Origin of the sequence: Corynebacterium pilosum DSM 20521 = CIP 103422 (genome assembly GCF_000373805.1) — a bacterium.
Classification (GTDB): domain Bacteria; phylum Actinomycetota; class Actinomycetes; order Mycobacteriales; family Mycobacteriaceae; genus Corynebacterium; species Corynebacterium pilosum.
The window spans coordinates 199,464-218,135 of the sequence record NZ_KB892438.1 but is presented as its reverse complement, the minus strand read 5'-3'; the positions used below and the strand labels follow the sequence as shown (position 1 = coordinate 218,135).

The 18,672-nt window shown below is 60.3% G+C and carries 18 protein-coding genes; 5 read left to right on the top strand and 13 right to left on the bottom strand.

The annotated features are described in order from the left end of the window. Positions 1 to 104 precede the first annotated feature (104 nt). Positions 105 to 839 (bottom strand): hypothetical protein, encoded by a 735-nt coding sequence (locus B097_RS0100975; RefSeq protein WP_018580666.1) that lies wholly within the window; start codon positions 837 to 839, stop codon positions 105 to 107. 112 nt (positions 840 to 951) lie between these two features. Between B097_RS0100975 and B097_RS0100970 the strand changes: the two genes are divergently transcribed. Further along, positions 952 to 1,479, top strand: coding sequence for an NUDIX hydrolase (locus tag B097_RS0100970; RefSeq protein WP_018580665.1), 528 nt, complete (start codon positions 952 to 954; stop codon positions 1,477 to 1,479). An 18-nt stretch (positions 1,480 to 1,497) separates the two neighbouring features. Continuing rightward, the gene (locus tag B097_RS0100965; protein ID WP_018580664.1) at positions 1,498 to 2,208 is read left to right on the top strand and encodes a PIG-L deacetylase family protein; all 711 of its coding nucleotides are present in this window, start codon (positions 1,498 to 1,500) and stop codon (positions 2,206 to 2,208) included. Positions 2,209 to 2,214: 6 nt separating this feature from the next. Here the strand turns inward: B097_RS0100965 and B097_RS0100960 are convergent, their stop codons facing one another. Continuing rightward, positions 2,215 to 3,114, bottom strand: coding sequence for a hypothetical protein (locus tag B097_RS0100960; protein WP_147287048.1), 900 nt, complete (start codon positions 3,112 to 3,114; stop codon positions 2,215 to 2,217). After that, complete coding sequence (locus B097_RS0100955) at positions 3,111 to 3,623, bottom strand: cutinase family protein (protein ID WP_147287046.1); 513 nt, start codon at positions 3,621 to 3,623, stop codon at positions 3,111 to 3,113. The genes B097_RS0100960 and B097_RS0100955 overlap by 4 nt, the downstream gene beginning before the upstream one ends. 142 nt (positions 3,624 to 3,765) lie before the next feature. Here B097_RS0100955 and B097_RS0100950 point away from each other — a divergent pair, with 142 nt between their 5' ends. Continuing rightward, on the top strand, positions 3,766 to 4,194 hold the full coding sequence (locus tag B097_RS0100950) for a pyridoxamine 5'-phosphate oxidase family protein (RefSeq protein ID WP_018580661.1): 429 nt from the start codon (positions 3,766 to 3,768) through the stop codon (positions 4,192 to 4,194). A 72-nt stretch (positions 4,195 to 4,266) separates the two neighbouring features. Here the strand turns inward: B097_RS0100950 and B097_RS13415 are convergent, their stop codons facing one another. From B097_RS13415 to glnA, 3 genes are all read right to left on the bottom strand, one after another. Next, entirely contained in the window at positions 4,267 to 4,950 is a 684-nt protein-coding gene (locus tag B097_RS13415; RefSeq protein WP_018580660.1) for a type II toxin-antitoxin system death-on-curing family toxin, read from the bottom strand. Next, positions 4,947 to 5,096, bottom strand: coding sequence for a hypothetical protein (locus B097_RS13410; RefSeq protein ID WP_155879205.1), 150 nt, complete (start codon positions 5,094 to 5,096; stop codon positions 4,947 to 4,949). The genes B097_RS13415 and B097_RS13410 overlap by 4 nt, the downstream gene beginning before the upstream one ends. A gap of 190 nt (positions 5,097 to 5,286) precedes the next feature. Continuing rightward, a complete protein-coding gene (gene glnA, locus B097_RS0100940) occupies positions 5,287 to 6,723 on the bottom strand; it encodes a type I glutamate--ammonia ligase (protein ID WP_018580659.1) in 1,437 nt (478 codons plus the stop codon). A 139-nt stretch (positions 6,724 to 6,862) separates the two neighbouring features. Between glnA and B097_RS0100935 the strand changes: the two genes are divergently transcribed. Both B097_RS0100935 and B097_RS0100930 read left to right on the top strand, forming a co-directional pair. Beyond that, positions 6,863 to 7,339: an RDD family protein gene (locus B097_RS0100935; RefSeq protein ID WP_018580658.1), complete on the top strand. Its 477-nt coding sequence runs from the start codon at positions 6,863 to 6,865 to the stop codon at positions 7,337 to 7,339. A gap of 50 nt (positions 7,340 to 7,389) precedes the next feature. Then, positions 7,390 to 8,979 (top strand): aspartate:alanine exchanger family transporter, encoded by a 1,590-nt coding sequence (locus B097_RS0100930; protein WP_018580657.1) that lies wholly within the window; start codon positions 7,390 to 7,392, stop codon positions 8,977 to 8,979. A gap of 261 nt (positions 8,980 to 9,240) precedes the next feature. On the opposite strand, the gene B097_RS0100925 is transcribed toward B097_RS0100930, so the two are convergent. The 7 genes from B097_RS0100925 to sucB form a co-directional block, all read right to left on the bottom strand. Further along, a complete protein-coding gene (locus B097_RS0100925) occupies positions 9,241 to 10,029 on the bottom strand; it encodes a DUF4191 domain-containing protein (protein ID WP_018580656.1) in 789 nt (262 codons plus the stop codon). A 76-nt stretch (positions 10,030 to 10,105) separates the two neighbouring features. Beyond that, entirely contained in the window at positions 10,106 to 11,155 is a 1,050-nt protein-coding gene (lipA, locus tag B097_RS0100920) for a lipoyl synthase (protein ID WP_026254210.1), read from the bottom strand. Between the two features lie 45 nt (positions 11,156 to 11,200). Beyond that, positions 11,201 to 11,992 carry a lipoyl(octanoyl) transferase LipB gene (lipB, locus tag B097_RS0100915; protein WP_018580654.1) on the bottom strand — a complete coding sequence of 264 codons (792 nt, stop codon included), beginning with the start codon at positions 11,990 to 11,992 and terminating at the stop codon, positions 11,201 to 11,203. An 11-nt stretch (positions 11,993 to 12,003) separates the two neighbouring features. Beyond that, complete coding sequence (gene gcvH / locus B097_RS0100910; RefSeq protein WP_018580653.1) at positions 12,004 to 12,393, bottom strand: glycine cleavage system protein GcvH; 390 nt, start codon at positions 12,391 to 12,393, stop codon at positions 12,004 to 12,006. A gap of 4 nt (positions 12,394 to 12,397) precedes the next feature. Beyond that, positions 12,398 to 13,468: a glycine cleavage system aminomethyltransferase GcvT gene (gene gcvT, locus B097_RS0100905; protein ID WP_018580652.1), complete on the bottom strand. Its 1,071-nt coding sequence runs from the start codon at positions 13,466 to 13,468 to the stop codon at positions 12,398 to 12,400. Positions 13,469 to 13,476: 8 nt separating this feature from the next. Further along, positions 13,477 to 16,341 (bottom strand): aminomethyl-transferring glycine dehydrogenase, encoded by a 2,865-nt coding sequence (gene gcvP, locus B097_RS0100900; RefSeq protein WP_018580651.1) that lies wholly within the window; start codon positions 16,339 to 16,341, stop codon positions 13,477 to 13,479. 148 nt (positions 16,342 to 16,489) lie between these two features. Beyond that, on the bottom strand, positions 16,490 to 18,631 hold the full coding sequence (sucB, locus tag B097_RS0100895; RefSeq protein WP_020573050.1) for a 2-oxoglutarate dehydrogenase, E2 component, dihydrolipoamide succinyltransferase: 2,142 nt from the start codon (positions 18,629 to 18,631) through the stop codon (positions 16,490 to 16,492). Between the last annotated feature and the right edge of the window lie 41 nt (positions 18,632 to 18,672).

The following is an 18,672-nucleotide window of genomic DNA, read 5'->3' as shown; positions in this document are numbered from 1 at the left end:
CTATATCGGTTTGCGGGTTTGGGAGGGGAAGTCGAGCACTATGTGGCGAGGACTATATCGGTTTGCGCGAAAGTGGGGGCGCGGACGGAGGAGAGGGGAACCGATTACTTGTTCCAGCGGCGGTCGAAGGCTTCGTTGGCTGGTGATTCCTCGCGCTGGGGCTTGCCACCGTTTTCAAAGTCGACGACTTGGACAGATTCGGGGCCGTACAGGTTCAAAGAGACCAGTTCGATGTCCTTGTGTCCCGTGATAGCGGTCCACTTGTTCTCAATGGCGGCCTGCTCTGCTGGGGTGTCGGCGAACCAGGTGTAGAAGACGTGCTTGTCGTGGTTGCTGCCGGGCCAGTCGCGGATCGCTAAGGAATCGGCATCTGTTTCGATGGCATCGGTGATCATTTCGGCGATGTGTTCCGGGGGCAAGGAGCTGAAGCAGAATCCCCAGAAGTCCAGCTGCATGTTGTTCGGGGTCTCTAAGGCGAGGTTGGTCAGGCAGGTGCTGTTGAGCAGCTGGTCGATGTGCAGTGCAAGAGTTTGCGGATTGGCCACTGCCGTCTCGGTGAGAACACCTTCGAGGAGGAGTCCGGAGTCGGTTGACACTGCGGCGGGATCGTCGATAAGGGCCGTGTTCACCAAACCTAGCGTGGCCTTCGCGTCCGTGGGAAATTCGGGGGCGGGGGCCGCTTCCTCTTCTTTGGGGGCGCGTGTGGTTTTGCTGGAGGCCTCGTGGTTGACAAGTGTGATGATCAGGATGATCGCCAGGATCACCAAGATCCCGTAGCCCAGCACGAACGCCGCCGTGGGAATGCGGCGACGTTGTGGGGGCTGCGGTGCAGTGCTCATATTAGGTGGAAGTTTAGCGCAAGAACTGCGCTGCCTTGGCAACGCAAGGCCTCAACTAGACTGGTGTGCGTCTCACCCCGCCTAGAACCGCAGAAAGGTTTCCGTGTAGGTTATGCCGATTCCAGAGTTCATCGTCGAAACGCGAAAAAAGATTGGGCACGATCCGATGTGGATCCCCGCCGTGACAGCTGTCGTGCTGCGCGATTCCACCGACGATTCGCCGTGGGCCACCCCGGAGGTGCTGCTGGTACGGCGCGCCGACAACGATGCGTGGACGCCCGTGACCGGAATCTGCGACCCAGGGGAGGAGGCGCACGTGACGGCAGCGCGCGAAGTAGAGGAGGAAACCCGCATTAAGGCGACTCCGGCAGCGCTGTTGGGGGTGGGTGCGATCGGTCCTGTGGTGCATGACAATGGTGATCAGGCCAGCTACCAGTCCATCGCTATCCGCCTGGAGCCTGAGGATCCCGCCGCGGAGCCAGCGGTGGGCGATGATGAATCTGTTGAGGTGGGCTGGTTTTCTATTGCGCATATGCCGGTGAAGGATCCGCAGTTCCGCTTGATCATTGCTGATGCGGCGGCGCAGCGGAAGCATCCGCAGGCGTTTCGTCCGCGCATGGGCTTCACCAAGCGGAACTAAGCTCGCTACAATGGGGTCATGACAACAAATTCACCAGAAACCCTTACCGCTTTAGATACCACCGGCGTGGACCGCATCCTGTGCGTGGTCGCCCACCCGGATGACTTGGAATACGGCATCTCCGCAGCAGTGGCTGCCTGGACTAATGCCGGGATCACCGTGGACTACCTGCTGCTTACCGCCGGCGAGGCCGGAATGCAGCGCCCGCCGGAGGTGGTCGGACCGCTGCGCGCCCAGGAGCAGCGAGCGGCCTGCGACATCGTGGGCGCCAATGAGCTGCGCATTCTCGATTTCCCCGACGGTCTAATGGAATACGGCATTCCCGTGCGCCGCGCGATCGCCGAAGTGATCCGCGAACTTAAGCCCGATTGGGTGGTCACGTCCAACTTCGATCTGGAGGTACCGTGGGGCATCAACCACGTTGACCACCGCGTGACGGGCGAAGCCACCGCAGACGCCATCCGCGACGCCGGCAACAAGTGGCTTTTCGACGACCTCGGCGCCCCACACGCGGCCAGCAAGTTTTTGATCGGCGGGGTCGCAGATCCCACCCACTACGTCGATGTGGAAGGCGAATTTTTCGACAAGGGTGTTGAGTCCTTGGCTGCTCACAAGGAATACCTCGCCGACCTACCTGATCACCCCAGCCCGCAGGAAGTGTTGGAGGCCGTGACGCGCCCGGCTGGCGATTCGGAGTGCGCAGTCTGCTTCAAGGTCTGGGACATGTAGGCGGGGTTAGTCGTCGTGAAGCACCCCGTGGGTGACGGCCTCCAGCCATCGTTGCACGTAGCCTTGCCCGTGGAGGCCCTCGATGAGGTTGCCGCCTTTGTAATAACTCATGTGTTTCAGGCCGAAATCGCCCGCGAGCTGCGCGGTAACCACCGTGTTGGCTCGCTTCGGATCAGCAAGGGCTGCGTCCAATCCCGTGGTGGTGGCCACCGCGTTCATCAGCGCCGACGTTGCCTCACGCGTGGCGTATTGGCGCGCCTCGGTGGGTGTGGTCACCCGCGGGAGGTGGCCTGCATAAGAGACGTCTTTGTAGAGGGTTTCGGTGGCTTCGAGGGCATAGAGCGTATCGACGATCACCCTGATCCATGCGGCTGTATCCGGGGCGGAGTCCTCAAAAATTCCAGCGATGGCCTCTAGGAGCTCGCCTAAATATTCGGCGGTCACGGCCTTGTGCATGAGGTTGGGTAACGCGGAAATGGTGATGAGGCCGAAAAACTCAGCCGGTGTCAGCCCGTTGCCAGAATGCGTGTAGGCGATATCGCCGTAATTGGCGAGCTCCACGATGATCGCCGCGATCGCCGAGATCTGGGCTGGACCCATACCGGAAGCCTCGATGGCCTCTTCTAGCTCCACGCCGCTGAGGACCTGGTCCAGAAAATCCTTGAGAATGGGGCCCGACTGCATATCGCCAGGGCCTTCCATCTCAATGCGCGAAGCGTAGCCCGCGACCGCTTGGATTAAAGAGTCGTGGGGTGCGGAGCACGACAAGTCGCCCGAGTTGCACAGCGAGAACACTTTGCCCTCAAGGCCTGCGAAATCACGCTCACGCGGACCTGCCATTCCTTCCCGTTCGTGGTGCACGCCGGTTCCGCCACCATTGATGATCTCCCCGTTGCGGCCCATCACGTCAGGTGGGACGGGTCCGTACAGGTGTGAGGTTGCAGGTTCGGTGGGGTGCTCGTCGATACGCGCCCGCCCACCACCGCGGCACCTTGGGAATATCCGGAGAAGATGAATTTCGTGTCAGGACAGGATTTGGCAATCATCTCCACCTCGCCGATGGCAGTGTCGATGCCAGCCATGCGCGATTCTCCGAACGTGGACATTTCGAAGCCGAACTCATCGCCATGCAACGCGCTGATCGCCCCAAGAGAACTGGGGTAGGAAATGTTGTAGCCGCCGACATTGCGCGCCCCGAAAGTCTGCTGCAGCTCGTCGGCGGGGTTAAAACCATTGTCGAAAATCGGTTGGGGCACCGGGGTGTGGAAGCGTTTCGACATAACCGTGCCACCGGCTTGCAGCAGATGCAGCGGCCGGCACGAGGCTTGAATTTCTATGGCTTGAGCTGGTGCGACGCCAAGCTGGGCCGCGAGGATGAGCGCTACGGCCGCACTGCTTAATCTGGCCAGCTTCACGCGGGCGCCTTTCGTCGATACGTGCTTTCAGGGGAGTATAGGTGACCCTGCCGGTGCTTTGTCGAACTCAGCGATTAACAAATATAGGGGTAGAAATTGGCGATCGTCCCCAATAGCCTCACGCAAGTGACACAATAGACCTATGGCTAATAATGAAGAACCAATCACAGTCCTGTCCGACGAAGAATCCCTTGAGCGTATGGCGAGCCAGACCTTTGGTCGCCTAGTTGTGCAGCTCAAGGATGACGTGGAGATCTTCCCGGTGAACTTCGCGATCCACGAGGGCAAGTTCTACTTCCGCACCGCTGAAGGCACGAAGCTTTTCGGTGCCGCCCGCGACTCCAACCTCATCCTGGAAGCCGACAACGTTGACCACGAGGCAGGGGAGGCGTGGTCCGTCATCGTCCGCGGGCCTTCGCGCATTCTGACCAAGGCCGACGAGATCCTCGAAGCCGAAGAGTACGGCGTGAAGCCTTGGATCCCCACCCAGAAGTACAACTTCGTGGAGATCACCCCGCGCACCATCTCTGGGCGCGAGTTCCAGCTTGGTGAGGAACCGGAGCGCTACTAAAGCGCTACTTATCGACGACGCCCCGTGCCCTGGTGCGGCGTGGGGCAGCGGGGGCGTCGGAGATTCAACGGGTTAAATGCCGTTGGCAAGATCGGAATGATGGAGAAAACCCTGAACAGATAGCTCGAAGCTGCGGACTGTTTCGCTGTTATCTCGATGCTCAACAAGCGAGTAAATATGCTTAGCAAAATTCCTTGCTTCGGCGGGTGTCATAACAATTTTTAAAATTGAAGAATCTAGGTTGGCGAGATAAACGTAAACTAATGAAGTGCCGTCTGGGATTTTTCCCACCCCGACCATAGATTGTCCGAATTCCGATAGATTTCGCGAAATTTGAAACCCAGCGGGTAGCTTTCCGTAAATACCTAGCTGCGGATAAACGAATTGATGGAGGGTGTCAGCTATCTCTTCAATACTGCATCTACCTAGGGCAACACGGTGAACGAGGTCTTCGGCAGCATTGGTATTTAGCGGATTTGTGAAGCTGCCGATTGCATGATTCAGTCTTAGCATCAGCCAACAGCTCGCCCAGGCAGTGCGCTTATTTCCGTCGGCAAGAGTCTGAGTTGTTGCGAATGAATGGAGGAGCGCAGAAGCTTTTGTCCAAAGAGTCGGGAAAGCTTCTTGACCGAAGTACATCGTGGCAGGCCGAGCGACATTCGCTTCGAACTGGGCAGGTTGGGTTATGAGCGGCTCAAAACCGCAAGCAGCGGTGCCGGCGACAATGACATCGTCGCCGGACAGATAGTCGATCATGCCAGCCGTTTATTGAGTTCAGCAGACCATGCTGCGACCTCTTCACTGAGTTCTTCAATAAGAAGACGGCGAGCATCTGGAGTAGGTTCTAAATCAGTGGTATCTGGCTCGACCCGAATTTTCGCTATTTGGTCCGGAGTGCCCATTTTCTCATCTCCTTTCAGATATGTAATCAACATCCAGTTTAAAGGCTGGTACGTCGAATGACAACCAAGTCTTTCACGATCTGAAGGGAAGCCTAACGGGGCTCAATAGGGAGAAACTCCCCGTTAGATGTTGTCTAATTTCTTAGCCCGGTAAATGAGGGGGCTGTCCACCCACGGCAACCCCCGCAACCTAGCAATCGAAGTACAGCTCAAACTCCAGCGGAGTAGGGCGCACGCGTGCCGGCTGGATCTCGTTTTCGTACTTCATGTTGATGTACGTCTCGATCAGGTCCTGGGTGAACACGTCGCCTTCGGTGAGGAACTCGTTGTCTTCCTGCAGCGCAGCCAGCGATGCCTCTAGGGAGGTTGGCGCCTGCGGGATGGACTTCGCTTCCTCCGGTGGCAGCTCGTAGAGGTCCTTGTCCACCGGCTCGTGTGGTTCGATGCGGTTCTTGATGCCGTCCAGGCCAGCCATCAGCATGGCAGCAAAGCCCAGGTAGGGGTTGCCCGATGGGTCTGGTGCGCGGAACTCGATGCGCTTCGCCTTCGGGTTGTTGCCGGTGATCGGGATGCGCACGGCCGCAGACCGGTTGCGCTGGGAGTACACCAGGTTGATCGGGGCTTCGTAGCCCTTCACTAGGCGGTGGTAGGAGTTCAAGGTGGGGTTGGTGAACGCCAACACAGCACCGGCGTGCGCCAGGATGCCGCCGATGTACCAGCGGGCGATGTCGCTCAAACCGGCGTAACCGGATTCGTCGTAGAAGAGCGGCTCGCCGTCCTTCCACAGGGATTGGTGGACGTGCATGCCAGATCCATTGTCGTTGGCCAGCGGCTTCGGCATGAAAGTAGCCACCTTGCCGTACTGCGCTGCGGTCTGCTTGATCACGTACTTGAAGGACTGCAGATCGTCCGCCGCCGCCAGCAGGGTGTTGAAGCGGTAGTTGATCTCATTCTGCCCAGCGGTACCCACCTCGTGGTGGAAACGCTCCAAGTGGAAGCCGTTGTCGCGCAGGTTCTTTGCCATGGCGTCGCGCAGTTCCAACGTCTGATCGTACGGTGGAACAGGGAAGTAGCCGCCCTTCACACGGGTCTGGTTGCCCAGGTTCGGGGTGCCTGCCAGGGTGGTGTCGTTGCCGCGGTTCCACCAGCCTTCGTCGGAATCCACCTCATAGAAGGATTTGTTGGTGTCCGTGAAGTACTTCACCTTGTCGAAGATGAAGAACTCGGCCTCCGCGCCCATGGAGCAGCTGTCGGCGATGCCGGTGGACTGCAGGTACTCCTCCGCCTTCAGCGCCACGTTGCGCGGGTCGCGGGAGAACGGCTCGCGGGTGAAAGGATCGTTGACGAAGAACTTCATGTTCAGCGTCTTGGTAGAGCGGAACGGATCGATTTTGGCGGTTGCTGGATCCGGCAGCAGGATCATGTCGGACTCGTCGATCGTCGTAAAGCCGCGTATCGACGAACCATCGAACGCCAGGCCCTCTTCGGCTGCCTCCTCGTCGAATTCGCTGGCGGGCAAGGAGAAGTGCTGCTCGATGCCGGGGACATCGGTGAAGCGCACGTCGATAAATTCGACGTCTTCGTCCTTCATAAACTGGATCACGTCGCGCGCGGACTGAAACGTCATTACATTCTCCTGGGGCTTGCGGAAAGGGTACAGATATACTGTTTCCCGATTCTACAAACCAACCGCCGCCACGTCACAAAAATTTTGGCCGCTAGATATGGTTTTCAACACACTAAGTGTCCCGACTAGGCTTACACGCATGGCACAAGAAAAGCGCAGCTGGCTCGACGGACCCCAGATCGCGGGCGAGCACGACGACCCCCACGCACCTGGTAAGTGGCCCGGCGAAAGGATCGGGCTGCCTGAGACTGGTTCCGGCGCCCAAGCCTCCGTGGCTCGTCGCGCGGGCGCCGTAATGATCGACTGGGTTGTTGCGTCCATCATCGCCAACTTCTTGGTCTCCTTCACCTCGGTGCACATCGGCCGCGCTGGCACCCCCCTTTTAGTGTGGTTCATTATGGGAGTCCTCTGCGGCTGGCTCTTCGCGCGCACGCCCGGAATGGCGATTTTGGGCATGGGTGTTGCGCGTATCGACGTTCCCGGGGCCCAAGTGGGGCTGTGGCGTGCGGCGGTCCGCACTCTGTTGACCGCATTCGTGCTGCCTGCGGCCATGGTAGACACCGATGGGCGTGGTATGCACGATCGCGCGACTGGTACTACGGTTATACGTAGTTAAGCAAAACTTATGACACACCGCGTTTAAACTGAAGAGAAAGACAAGAGTCCGTGCTGCAGGCCCTCGCCGACAACCAGATCCTTCTACTAGCCCTCCTGGTGGGGTTGGGCATGTTGGTCGCACGGTTCCGCATCAAAGGAATCTCCCTGGGCGCGGCCGCGGTGCTGTTCGTCTCCCTGATTCTTACCGCCTATGCCTCCACGCAGGGGGTGGAGCTGCAGCTGTCCCACGACATTTCCACGTTGGGTTTGGTGCTTTTCGCTTTCTCCATCGGCATTACATCGGGGCCGAACTTCTTCCACACCCTGCGTACCTCTGTCGGTGAACTGGTGGGCTACGTGGTGGTCCTCGTCGTTACGGCTGCCGCGGGCCTAGGCGTGGGGCGGCTATTGGGCTTGGACATTGCGACGATCGCCGGTACCTTTGCCGGCGCAGTGACGAACACCCCGGCGTTGTCTGCTGCTGGCACTTCCTCGGGTGATGCTGCGGCCGCGACTGTTGGCTACGCGATCGCTTACATTTTTGGTGTGTTGGGCATGCTGGCCTTCGCGCTGCTGGCGCTAAGTAAACGCCGCGGGGATACCGACGCGCCAGACCCCGTGCTCAATCGCACGATCCTGGTGGAGCGCACCGACCGTCCCGTAGTCGAGGACGTGCAGAATTACGTCGGATCGGAGATGGTCTTTTCCCGTATCCAGCACGGCGCAGGCGGCACCATTGAGATCCCGCATGTGCACACCCCGCTGGATTATGGCGACTTGGTCACCATCGTTGGTACCGAGCACCAGATGAACCAAGCCATCGAGTACCTGGGTAAGCCGTCGAAACGCTCCCTGATGCTCGACCGCAAGGACCTCGACTTCCGACGAATGACCCTCTCCAATTCTGCGCTGGCGGGCAAATCGGTGCGCCAGATCGATGCTGAGATCGGGGAGCGCTTCGGTGGCTATACCTCCCGCATTCGCCGTGGCGATACAGACAAGGTCGCTGAGCAAGCGGAAAAGCTGCAGCTGGGTGACCGAGTGCGCATCGTCGCCCCGCACGAAAACATGGGGGAGATCGCTAATTACTTCGGCGACTCCTCCCGCGGGCTGACAGACATTAACCCCGTGGCCTTGGGCTTGGGCTTGGCGCTGGGTATTTTCCTTGGTGGTATTGCCATTCCGCTGCCAGGGGGAGGCACGTTCGCCATCGGTGCTGCGGCTGGTGCCCTGCTGGTTGGTTTGGTTTTTGGTCGTGTTGGTCGCATCGGTGCCTTTGTCACCGCTATCCCGCAGACCACCTGTGCGGTGTTGTCGGAACTTGGCTTGCTGATCTTCCTGGCAGCCGCCGGCACCACGGCGGGCGCGCGGATCCTGGACGCTTTCTCCGGCGGCTCCTGGCTGTCGATCCTGATCCTCGGCGCGGTGATTACCGTCATCTACGGTGCCGGTCTTTTCGTGGTGATGCGCTACATGTTCCGCATGGGCGGCACGAAACTGTCGGGCTTCCTCGCGGGTGCACAAACCCAGCCGGCTGTGCTGGCGTTCTCCAACGACCGCACCGGTGCCGATCCGCGCGTGGCCCTCGGCTACGCCATGGTGTACCCGGTGGCGATGATCGCCAAGATCCTCGTGGCCCAGGTCCTCGGCGGGTTCTAACGTTCCTCTGCGGCCCCGCGCTGCTGACCTCTTTTCTGCAAACCGATATAGTCCTCGCTACATAGTGCGACTAACTTATTGACAACCTATTGGTACCCCGCAGTATGGGCCGAGGACTATATCGGTTTGCGGTAACGGGGGAGAAGGAAGGGCAGCGGGGAACGAACCACACAAGCAAACAACCGCCCCATCGTTTCGACGATGGGGCGGTTCGGTTGTGAAGCGAGAAGAGGAGCTACACCGCGGAGGTTACTCGGGGCGTTACTTGCTGCGGCGTTCCTGCATGCGGCGCATGCGGCGGTTCATGCCGGCCATGTTCTGCGCCTGGTGTGGCATCGGACCCTTTGGCAGCCCGGCCATCTGGCCACCCTTCGCCGCATCCATTGCGTCCAGCTTGGCGGCGATGGAGTAGACCTCGTCCTTCTTGTAGTTGCGAGGAAGCTTGATCATTTCCTTCTGCAGCTTCTTCAAAGGGACCTGGCCTTCGCCTTCACCAACGCAGATCTCGTAGATGGGCACACCGGCCAGTAGGCGGTCGACGCGCTTGTTGGTTTTGTCCATCAGCGGCTTGAGGCGCTTGGGGTCACCCTCGCCAACAAGCACGACACCTGGGTTGCCCACCACGCGGTGAACAGTATCCATGGAGCGGTTCGCGGCAACACCGGTCTTGGTCACCCAAGCGATACCGACGGTGTTTTTCATGTTTTCCAGCGTCCAGCCGGCAGCACCTGGGGTGTCGCCGACTTCGTCGTACATGGAGCTTTCCAGGCGGCGGGTGAACACGAACATCGCCGCGACAAGGCCGAAGAGGATGCCGAAGATGAGGAACATCCACTCCAGGTTCAGCAGCAGGCCGATCACGAAGAAGACGGCGGCGACGACAACCACCGTCAGCACCATGTACGGCACCAGCTTGTTATCGCGCTTGCGCTGCAGCTTAAACGCCTGCCACATTTGGGAGAACGTCTGCTTGCGCTGGGCACGCTTTGCCTGGCGCTGTTCCTTCTTCGCCGCCTTCTCGGCAGCCTTTGCACTCTTCGACTCAGCCATGGACCCTACTTTAGCCAGACACTGGGAAAATGCGTAAATGCGCCACGGGTACAACTGTCTCGTGGCGCATTAACTTTTATGCGCGTGGTGCGCCGACGGGGTGATCCTTCGACGGGCCGTACTTATTCAGCAGGGTGGAGGCCTCCTGGGCGGTCGCACCCTGGGAGGTTTCCTTCAGGTGCTTCAGGTTCTCCGGCAGCTCGAGGCCACGGTGCTCCATCGCTTCGACGTAGAGCTTGCCGGCGCGGTACGACGAACGCACCAGCGGACCAGCCATCACAGCACCGAAGCCCATCTCGTAGGCGGCATCGCGGTACTCGATGAACTCTTCCGGCTTCACCCAACGGTCAATCGGGTGGTAGTTCGGGCCGGGGCGCAGGTACTGGGTGATGGTGATGATGTCGGTACCAGCATCGACCATGTCCTGCAGCGCCTGGAGAACTTCCTCGCGGGTTTCGCCCATGCCCAGGATCAGGTTGGACTTGGTGATCAGGCCGAAGTCGCGTGCCTGGCGGATCACGTCCAGCGAACGGTCATAGCGGAAGGCTGGGCGGATGCGGCGGAAGATGCGGGGCACGGTTTCCAGGTTGTGAGCGAAGACCTCGGGGCGGGCCTCAAAGACTTCTTGGAGCAAGTCAGGCTTGCCGGAAAAATCAGGGGTGAGGTTCTCCACGCCGGTGTGCGGGTTGAGTTCGTGAATCTTGCGCACCACCTCAGCGTAGAGCCATGCGCCCTCGTCTTCGAGGTCGTCGCGGGTCACGCCGGTGATGGTGGCGTAGTTCAGGTTCATTCCTTGCACAGACTCGGCCACGCGCTGCGGCTCTTCGACGTCCAGTGGCTCCGGCTTCGCGGAGTTGATCTGGCAGAAGTCACAGCGCCTCGAGCAGTTTGCACCACCGATCAGGAAGGTCGCCTCGCGCGATTCCCAGCATTCGTGAATGTTGGGGCAACCGGCTTCCTGACACACCGTGTGTAGGTCGGCGCCCTTCACCTTGTTCTTCATGTCCTCGTATTCGGGACCAGTCTTCACAGCGTTTCGAATCCAGCGCGGCTTGGACTCAATGGGGGTTTCCATGTTGCGCTTTTCGATGCGCAGGAGCCTACGTCCTTCAGGTGCAATAGTCACAAACTTCACCGTAGCTTTCTTTGAGGGGAGTGTCGAATATCATATTCACTTTTGATTGCTGCGGGGTGTACGCGGTAGGCCTTTGGTGGGATCGGGCATCGTTTTGAACGTGTGGTCAGCAACGATCAGCCGTCCTGCCAGCGCATCATCCAGCGCGGTCAGCAGCGGATCAGCAGCCTCTTCGGGGGTGACAACCCGGCCCAGTTCCAGGCTCATGGTCGTGTTGTCGGCATCGTCAATGCCACAGGCCACGATGTGCTCGTAGTACTCCAGTGTGTTGTTGCAGTTCAGTGCCAGTCCGTGCATGGTTACTCCGCGCGAGATACGGATGCCCAGGGCCGCAATCTTGCGGTCACGCGTCGGCGCCGTAGGATCCGCAGCGGCCACCTCAGAAGGCACCCACACGCCACTGCGCCCGTTGATCCGCCCGGCCGCGGTCACACCGGCCTGGCGCACCGTCTGGATAATGGCCTCCTCCAGGCGGCGCACATAGTCAACAACATCAACAGGATCCGCCAGCTTAATGATGGGGTAGACCACCAGCTGGCCCTCGCCGTGCCAGGTAATCCGTCCGCCGCGGTCCACATCAATCACGGGCAGCCCATTAGTAGGTCGATCCTCCGGCTGGGTGCGCTTGCCCGCGGTATAGATATTCGGGTGCTGTAACACCAGCACGGTGTCGGGCACGGCGTCGTCGGCACGCGCCTTGGCGATCTCGGCCTGCATCTCCCAGGCCTCTTGATAGTCCACGAGCCCCAGCCGACGCACGTCAAGCGGGTCGGATGAGGCTCTAATGGATTTGTCTGCGGGGAAGAACGGGTCACGCGGTGCGGTCATACCGCAACATTTTAGGCGACGCCGTTCGCCTCTGCGTATTCGTCGGCGGTCATCAGTGGGCCTACCTCTGTGACCTCGACTTCGAACAGCCAGCCCTCGCCGAATGGATCATTGTTGATCACCTCGTAGCCGTCGTGCACGGCGTCATTGACCGCGGTGACGGTGCCGGTGACAGGGCAGTACAGATCGGAAACACTCTTGGTGGATTCGACCTCACCGCAGGTTTCGCCGGCGGTGACCTGGTCGCCGACCTCTGGCAGCTCAGCGAAGACGACTTCGCCCAAGCGCTCGGTAGCAACGGAGGTGATGCCCACGCGCACGGTGGAACCTGCGGCGGCTTCTGGGGTGGAGTTGATCCACTCGTGGTCTTCGGAGTAGGAGAATTCCTGTGGCAAGCTCATCGGCTTAGTCCTTTCGAGAGTAAAACGGGGTTGTAGAAATAGTAAACGGATAACGGCGCCCGCGGATATCAATTTCGACATCAGTTCCGATCTGCGCATGTTCCGGATCCACATGCGCCAGCGCCACGGGGTAGCCCAGCGTCGGCGAAGGCTGCCCAGAGGTCACCACACCGATCTTCACATCGTTGAGGTACACCTCGGCACCGCTACGCGCAGCACGGCGCTGCTCAGAGGTCAGGCCCGCGATCACGAATTCCGGTTCGCGCTCCGTCAGGGCTTGCTTGCCGACGAAATCAGCGTCCTTCTTCGCAAACGCACGCGTCATCCCAGCCTCAACCGGGGTGACCTGCTCAGACAGCTCGTTGCCATAAAGGGGCATCGACGCCTCCAAGCGCAGCGAGTCACGCGCCGCCAGGCCACAGGGGGTGGCGCCGCGGGCCACATAGTCCCACACCACACCGGCATCCTCGGCGGAGACGTAGAGCTCGAAGCCGTCCTCGCCCGTATAACCGGTTCGCGCGACCAGCACATCCGTGCCCTGCAGGCTCATCGGCTCCGCGGAGTAGTAGGACAGCTTGTCGGGATCGTCATCAAGCAAAGGCTGCAGCAGCTCCACCGAGCCCGGGCCCTGCACCGCCACCAGCGCCGTGTCCGTGGACTGGTTATCCAGCCTGACATCGAAGCCCGCGGCGCGCTCATTGAACGCCTGCCACACCACATCGGTATTGGATGCGTTCGGCACCACCAAGAAATCCTCTTCGCCCAGGCGGTAGGTGATCAGGTCATCCAGAATCCCGCCGTCTTCGTCGACAAGCATGGAGTACTTCGCCTTGCCCAGCTTCAGGGTGCTTAACGACGAGATCAGCGCGTAATCCAGGAATGCGGCGGCATCGGGGCCGCTCACGGCGATCTCACCCATGTGGGAAAGGTCAAACACTCCGACGCCGGCGCGTACGGCGCGATGCTCGTCGAGCTCGTTGGCGTACTTCAGGGGCATGTCCCAGCCGCCGAAGTCAGTAAACGTGGCGCCGAGTTTTTCGTGGACGGCGTGTAAAGGTGATTGAGTCGCAGTCATAGTTGTGCTTAGTGTCCTTCCATATCGAAAGCTTCAGGGGGTGGGCAAGAGCATGCGAGGTTGCGGTCGCCGTAGGCGTCGTCGACGCGGCGCACTGGCGGGAAGTACTTCCAGCGGCGCAGACTGTCCACAGGGTAGGAGGCCTTCTCGCGGTCGAAGGAGTACTCCCACTCATTGCGGGTGACCGACAATGCGGTAAACGGTGCGTGCGCGATCACCGAGTCCTCGTAGGCCACAGTGCCGCCGATGATCTCCTGGATCTCCGCGCGGATCGTCTTCATCGCTGTGATGAAGCGGTCCAGCTCCTCCTTGTCCTCGGATTCGGTCGGCTCCACCATCAGGGTGCCTGCCACCGGGAAGGCCAGAGTAGGGGCGTGGAAACCGAAGTCCATCAGACGCTTGCACACGTCCAGCGCGGTCACACCGGAGGCATCGGTTAGCTCGCGCAGGTCCAAGATGCACTCATGACCCACCAAACCATTCGCGCCGGTGTAGAGGGTGGGGAAGTCGTCGGCAAGCGCCCGCGAAATGTAATTGGCACCCAGCACGGCGTGCGCGGTGGCGTGCGCCAGGCCCGCGGCACCCGTCATGGCGATATACGCCCACGAAATCTGCAGTACACCGGCCGAGCCATACTTGGTCGAAGCCACCGGAACACCCTCGCCAACCGGAACGGGGGCGGAAGCATCAACGGTGGTCGGGTCCGTCGGCAGGAATGGCACGAGGTGCTCCGCCACACCGATCGGACCCACGCCAGGCCCGCCGCCACCGTGCGGAATGGTGAACGTCTTGTGCAGATTCAGGTGCGAGACATCGCCGCCGAAATCGCCTGGCCGCGCAATACCGGTCAACGCGTTCATGTTCGCGCCATCGATATACACCTGGCCGCCGGCCGCATGCGCCTTGTCGCACACCTCGCGCACCTCTGGGTCAAACACGCCATGGGTCGACGGGTAGGTGATCATGATCGCCGCGACCTGCGGGCCATACTGCTGCAGCTTCTCATCCAAATCGGCAGTATCGATGGAACCATCGTCGGCTGTCTTCACCACCACAACGCGCAGGTTCGCAAGTGTTGCCGACGCCGCATTCGTACCATGCGCAGACGCCGGAATCAGGCAGATATCGCGGCCCATGTCCCCATTAGCCACGTGGTAGCGGCGGATCGCCAACAGGCCCGCCAACTCACCCTGTGAGCCCGCATTCGGCTGCACACTCACCTTCGCGTAACCCGTCAACTCCGCCAGCCACTGCTCAAGCTCCTCGATCAGCTCGCGCCAGCCCTCAGTGAACTCGTCCGGGGTGTACGGGTGCACGTCAGCAAAACCGGGCCACGTGATCGCTTCCAACCCGGCAGTCGGGTTCAGCTTCATCGTGCACGAACCCAGCGGAATCATCGCCCGGTCCAACGCCAAATCCTTATCGCCCAGCACACGGATATAACGCATCAGCTGCGTCTCAGAGTGATAGGTATTGAAGACCTCATGCTGCAACGGCATCTCAGCACGCTTCAGCTCCTCCGGCAGTTCATAAGAGTGATCGTCGGCAAGTACTGTGATCCCAAAACCACCCACCAGCGCAGCCAAGTCTTCCTCGGAGGTGCCCTCGCCGAAGCTCACCGCAACCGTGTCCGCATCCACCGCGCGCACCAGGTAGCCAGACTTCGCCAGCGTATCGACGATGCCCTCCGCCCGGCCTGGAACCTCCACCGCGACAGTGTCAAAGAAAGCATCGTGCTTAACGACGAGGCCAGCTTGCGCGATCGACGCCGCAAAACGCCCGGCCCAATCGTGAATATCGCGAGCAATCGCCTTCAGCCCCTCCGGGCCGTGGTACACCGCGTAGAAGGACGCCGTCACCGCAAGCAAGGCCTGCGCCGTACAAATATTACTGGTGGCGCGCTCGCGGCGAATGTGCTGCTCACGAGTCTGCAACGCCAAACGGTACGCCGGCATACCCTCCGCATCTACCGACACGCCCACCAGGCGGCCTGGCATCTGGCGCTTCAACTTATCCGTCACCGCCATGTAAGCTGCGTGCGGACCACCATAAAACAGGGGAACACCGAAACGCTGGGTCGAACCAACCACGATGTCCGCACCCAGCGCGCCGGGCGACTCTAGCAACATCAGCGCCAGCGGGTCAGCCGTGACCGTCGCCAAGCCGCCGCGACTGTGGATTGCATCGATGATCGGCTTCGGATCGACGATGTCACCCTCCGTACCCGGGTAGGCGATCACAACACCGACGAGATCTTCGCCAACAAGGGCTGAATCCAGCGCGGTGATCTCCACCTCAAGGTCGATGGCGCGGGCGCGTTCTGCGGCCACGGACAACACCTGCGGGTGCAGGCGCTTGTCCAAGATCACGCGGCGGCCCTTTTTTACCGCGCGGCTCATCAGGCCGACGGCCTCGGCAGCGGCAGATGCTTCGTCGAGAAGCGAGGCGTTGGACATGGGCAGGCCGGTCAATTCCTGGATCATCGTCTGGAAATTCAGCAGTGCTTCCAAGCGGCCTTGGGAGATTTCCGGCTGGTAGGGGGTGTAAGCGGTGTACCAGCCAGCATCTTCCACCACGCCGCGGCGGATCACTGGGGGAGTGATCGTCGTCGAAAAGCCTTGGCCATAAAAAGCCTTGAGCACCTTGTTTTTGCTGGCTAGTTCGCGCAACCGGTTCTGCGCTTCGTGCTCGGCTAGAGCTGGCGGCAGGTCGGTTGTGTCAGTGGCGGCAAGCCCGGGTGGAAGGGCGGCGTCCAGCAGCTCGTCGAGGCTGGCGTAGCCAATGTCACTGAGCATCTCGTCGCGCTGCTCGGCGGTGGGGCCGAGGTGGCGATGGATGAACGGTGACGATTCGGAAATGGGTGGCAGAGCCATACGCGTCTCCCTTAGTCGATGGGGATTGATTGACTTACACCCATCATATTCTGGTACCCATGTCACTGGCTACATATTGCCAAAACGCCCCTGCTCCATAGTGCTGGAGCAGGGGCGTTGGTGTGCGCCTTACGCGGCGTTGGAGGTGTTAGAGACCGAGGTCATCCTCAAAATCGCCGTTTTCGATGCGGTCCTTGATCGTGGTGACGAAGCGACCGGCATCTGCACCGTCGACCAGCTGGTGGTCATAGGTGAATGGCAGGTAGCACATCTGGCGGATAGCGATGGAGTCCACGCCATCCTCCGTGATGATCACTGGGCGCTTCTCAATCGCAGCGGTACCCAGGATGCCTGCCTGTGGAGGCGTGAGCACTGGAGTATCCAGCAGTGCGCCTTCGGAACCAATGTTGGTCACGGTGAAGGTTGCACCCGACAGGTCATCCGGACGCAGCTTCTTGTTGCGTGCGCGCTCTGCCAGATCAACGATGGCCTTAGCGATGTCCGCCAGGTTCATCTCGTGAGCACCCTTGATCACTGGCACCAGCAGACCCTGTGGGGTGTCCACGGCGATGCCGATGTTCACGGAGTCGTGGTAGGTGATCTCCTTCGCCTCAGCATCGTAGGATGCGTTGACGTTCGGGTGAGACACAAGAGCCTCAGCCGTAGCCTTCACGAAGAACGCCAGGTACGTGATGTTCACGCCGTGCTTTTCGACGAAGGCTGGCTTGACCTTCTTGCGCAGGTCAGCAACGCGGGTGACGTCGACTTCCTGCACGTGGGTGAGCTGGGCCGTGGTCTGCAGCGACTCCACCATCTTGGTCGCGGTGATCTCGCGGATGCGGTTGACCTTCTGGGTGGTGCCGATGAGCTCTGCCTTCTCCGGATCCACAGACTTGGTGGACCAGTTGGAGCGTGCGCCCTTCGGTGCAGCCTTCTCCTCAGCCTTCGGAGCGTCTGCGGATTCTGCAGCTGCAGAATCGCCCTTGGCCGCAGCCAGAACATCCTGCTTGCGGATGCGGCCACCGACGCCGGTGCCCTCGACGGAGTTCAGGTCTACGCCATGCTTGTCAGCCAGCTTGCGGACCAGCGGGGTGACATAAGGAACGTTGCCGGAGTTGTTGACCTTCTCAGAAGTAGCAGCCTGCTTTGGCTCCTCCTTCTTCTCGGTCTTCTCTTCCTTCTTGTCGGAGGCGTCAGCGTCCTCTTCCTTCTTTGGCTCTTCCTTGGCAGGAGCCTGTTCCTTCTCCTCGGACTCTTCCTTCTCCTCGGACTCGCCAGAGGCCGCGTCCGCATCGCCGATGCGTGCGATGACTTCACCGACCTCGACGGTGTCGTCTTCCTCGGCGAGGATTTCTACCAAGGTACCGGCGACTGGGGAGGGGATTTCGGTGTCGACCTTGTCGGTGGAGACCTCCAGCAGTGGCTCGTCGACCTCGACTTCGTCGCCGACTTCCTTCAGCCAGGTGGTGATGGTGCCCTCGGTAACGGACTCGCCGAGCTCAGGCATCTCAACATCGGTCGCGGAACCGGAGCCACCGGACTTCTTCTTTGGCTTGTCCTTGGCTGCCTCATCGACGGTGTCGTTCTCGTCCTTGGACTCGGCTTCCTCGATGGCTTCCTCGGAAGGTACGTCGCGGTCCTCTTCCTTGTCTTCGGACTCTTCCTTCTCCTCGGACTCGCCAGAGGCCGCGTCCGCGTCGCCGATGCGTGCGATGACTTCGCCAACCTCAACGGTGTCGTCTTCCTCGGCGAGGATTTCTACCAGGGTGCCTGCGACTGGGGATGGGATTTCGGTGTCGACCTTGTCGGTGGAGACCTCCAGCAGTGGCTCGTCGACCTCGACTTCGTCGCCGACTTCCTTCAGCCAGGTGGTGATGGTGCCCTCGGTAACGGACTCGCCGAGCTCAGGCATCTCAACATCGGTCGCGGAACCGGAGCCACCGGACTTCTTCTTTGGCTCCTCGTCCTTCTTCTCTTCGGCCTTCTCCTCAGCGTCGTCGGAGGCATCCTCTTCCGCAGCCTCGTCGTCCTTACCGGAGTCGGCTTCTTCGCCCTCGTCGCCAACAATTGCGATGACCTCGCCGACCTCGACAGTGTCATCTTCTTCTGCCTTGATTTCCAACAGCACGCCCGCGACAGGGGACGGAATCTCGGTGTCGACCTTGTCGGTAGAGACCTCGAGCAAAGGTTCGTCGACCTCGACCGTATCGCCGACTTCCTTCATCCACGTGGTGATTGTGCCTTCGGTGACGGATTCGCCCAGCTCGGGCATCTCAACAGAGTGCGCCATGTTTTGAGTCTCCTCGAAAATTAGTTAAACGGAAGCTTTAT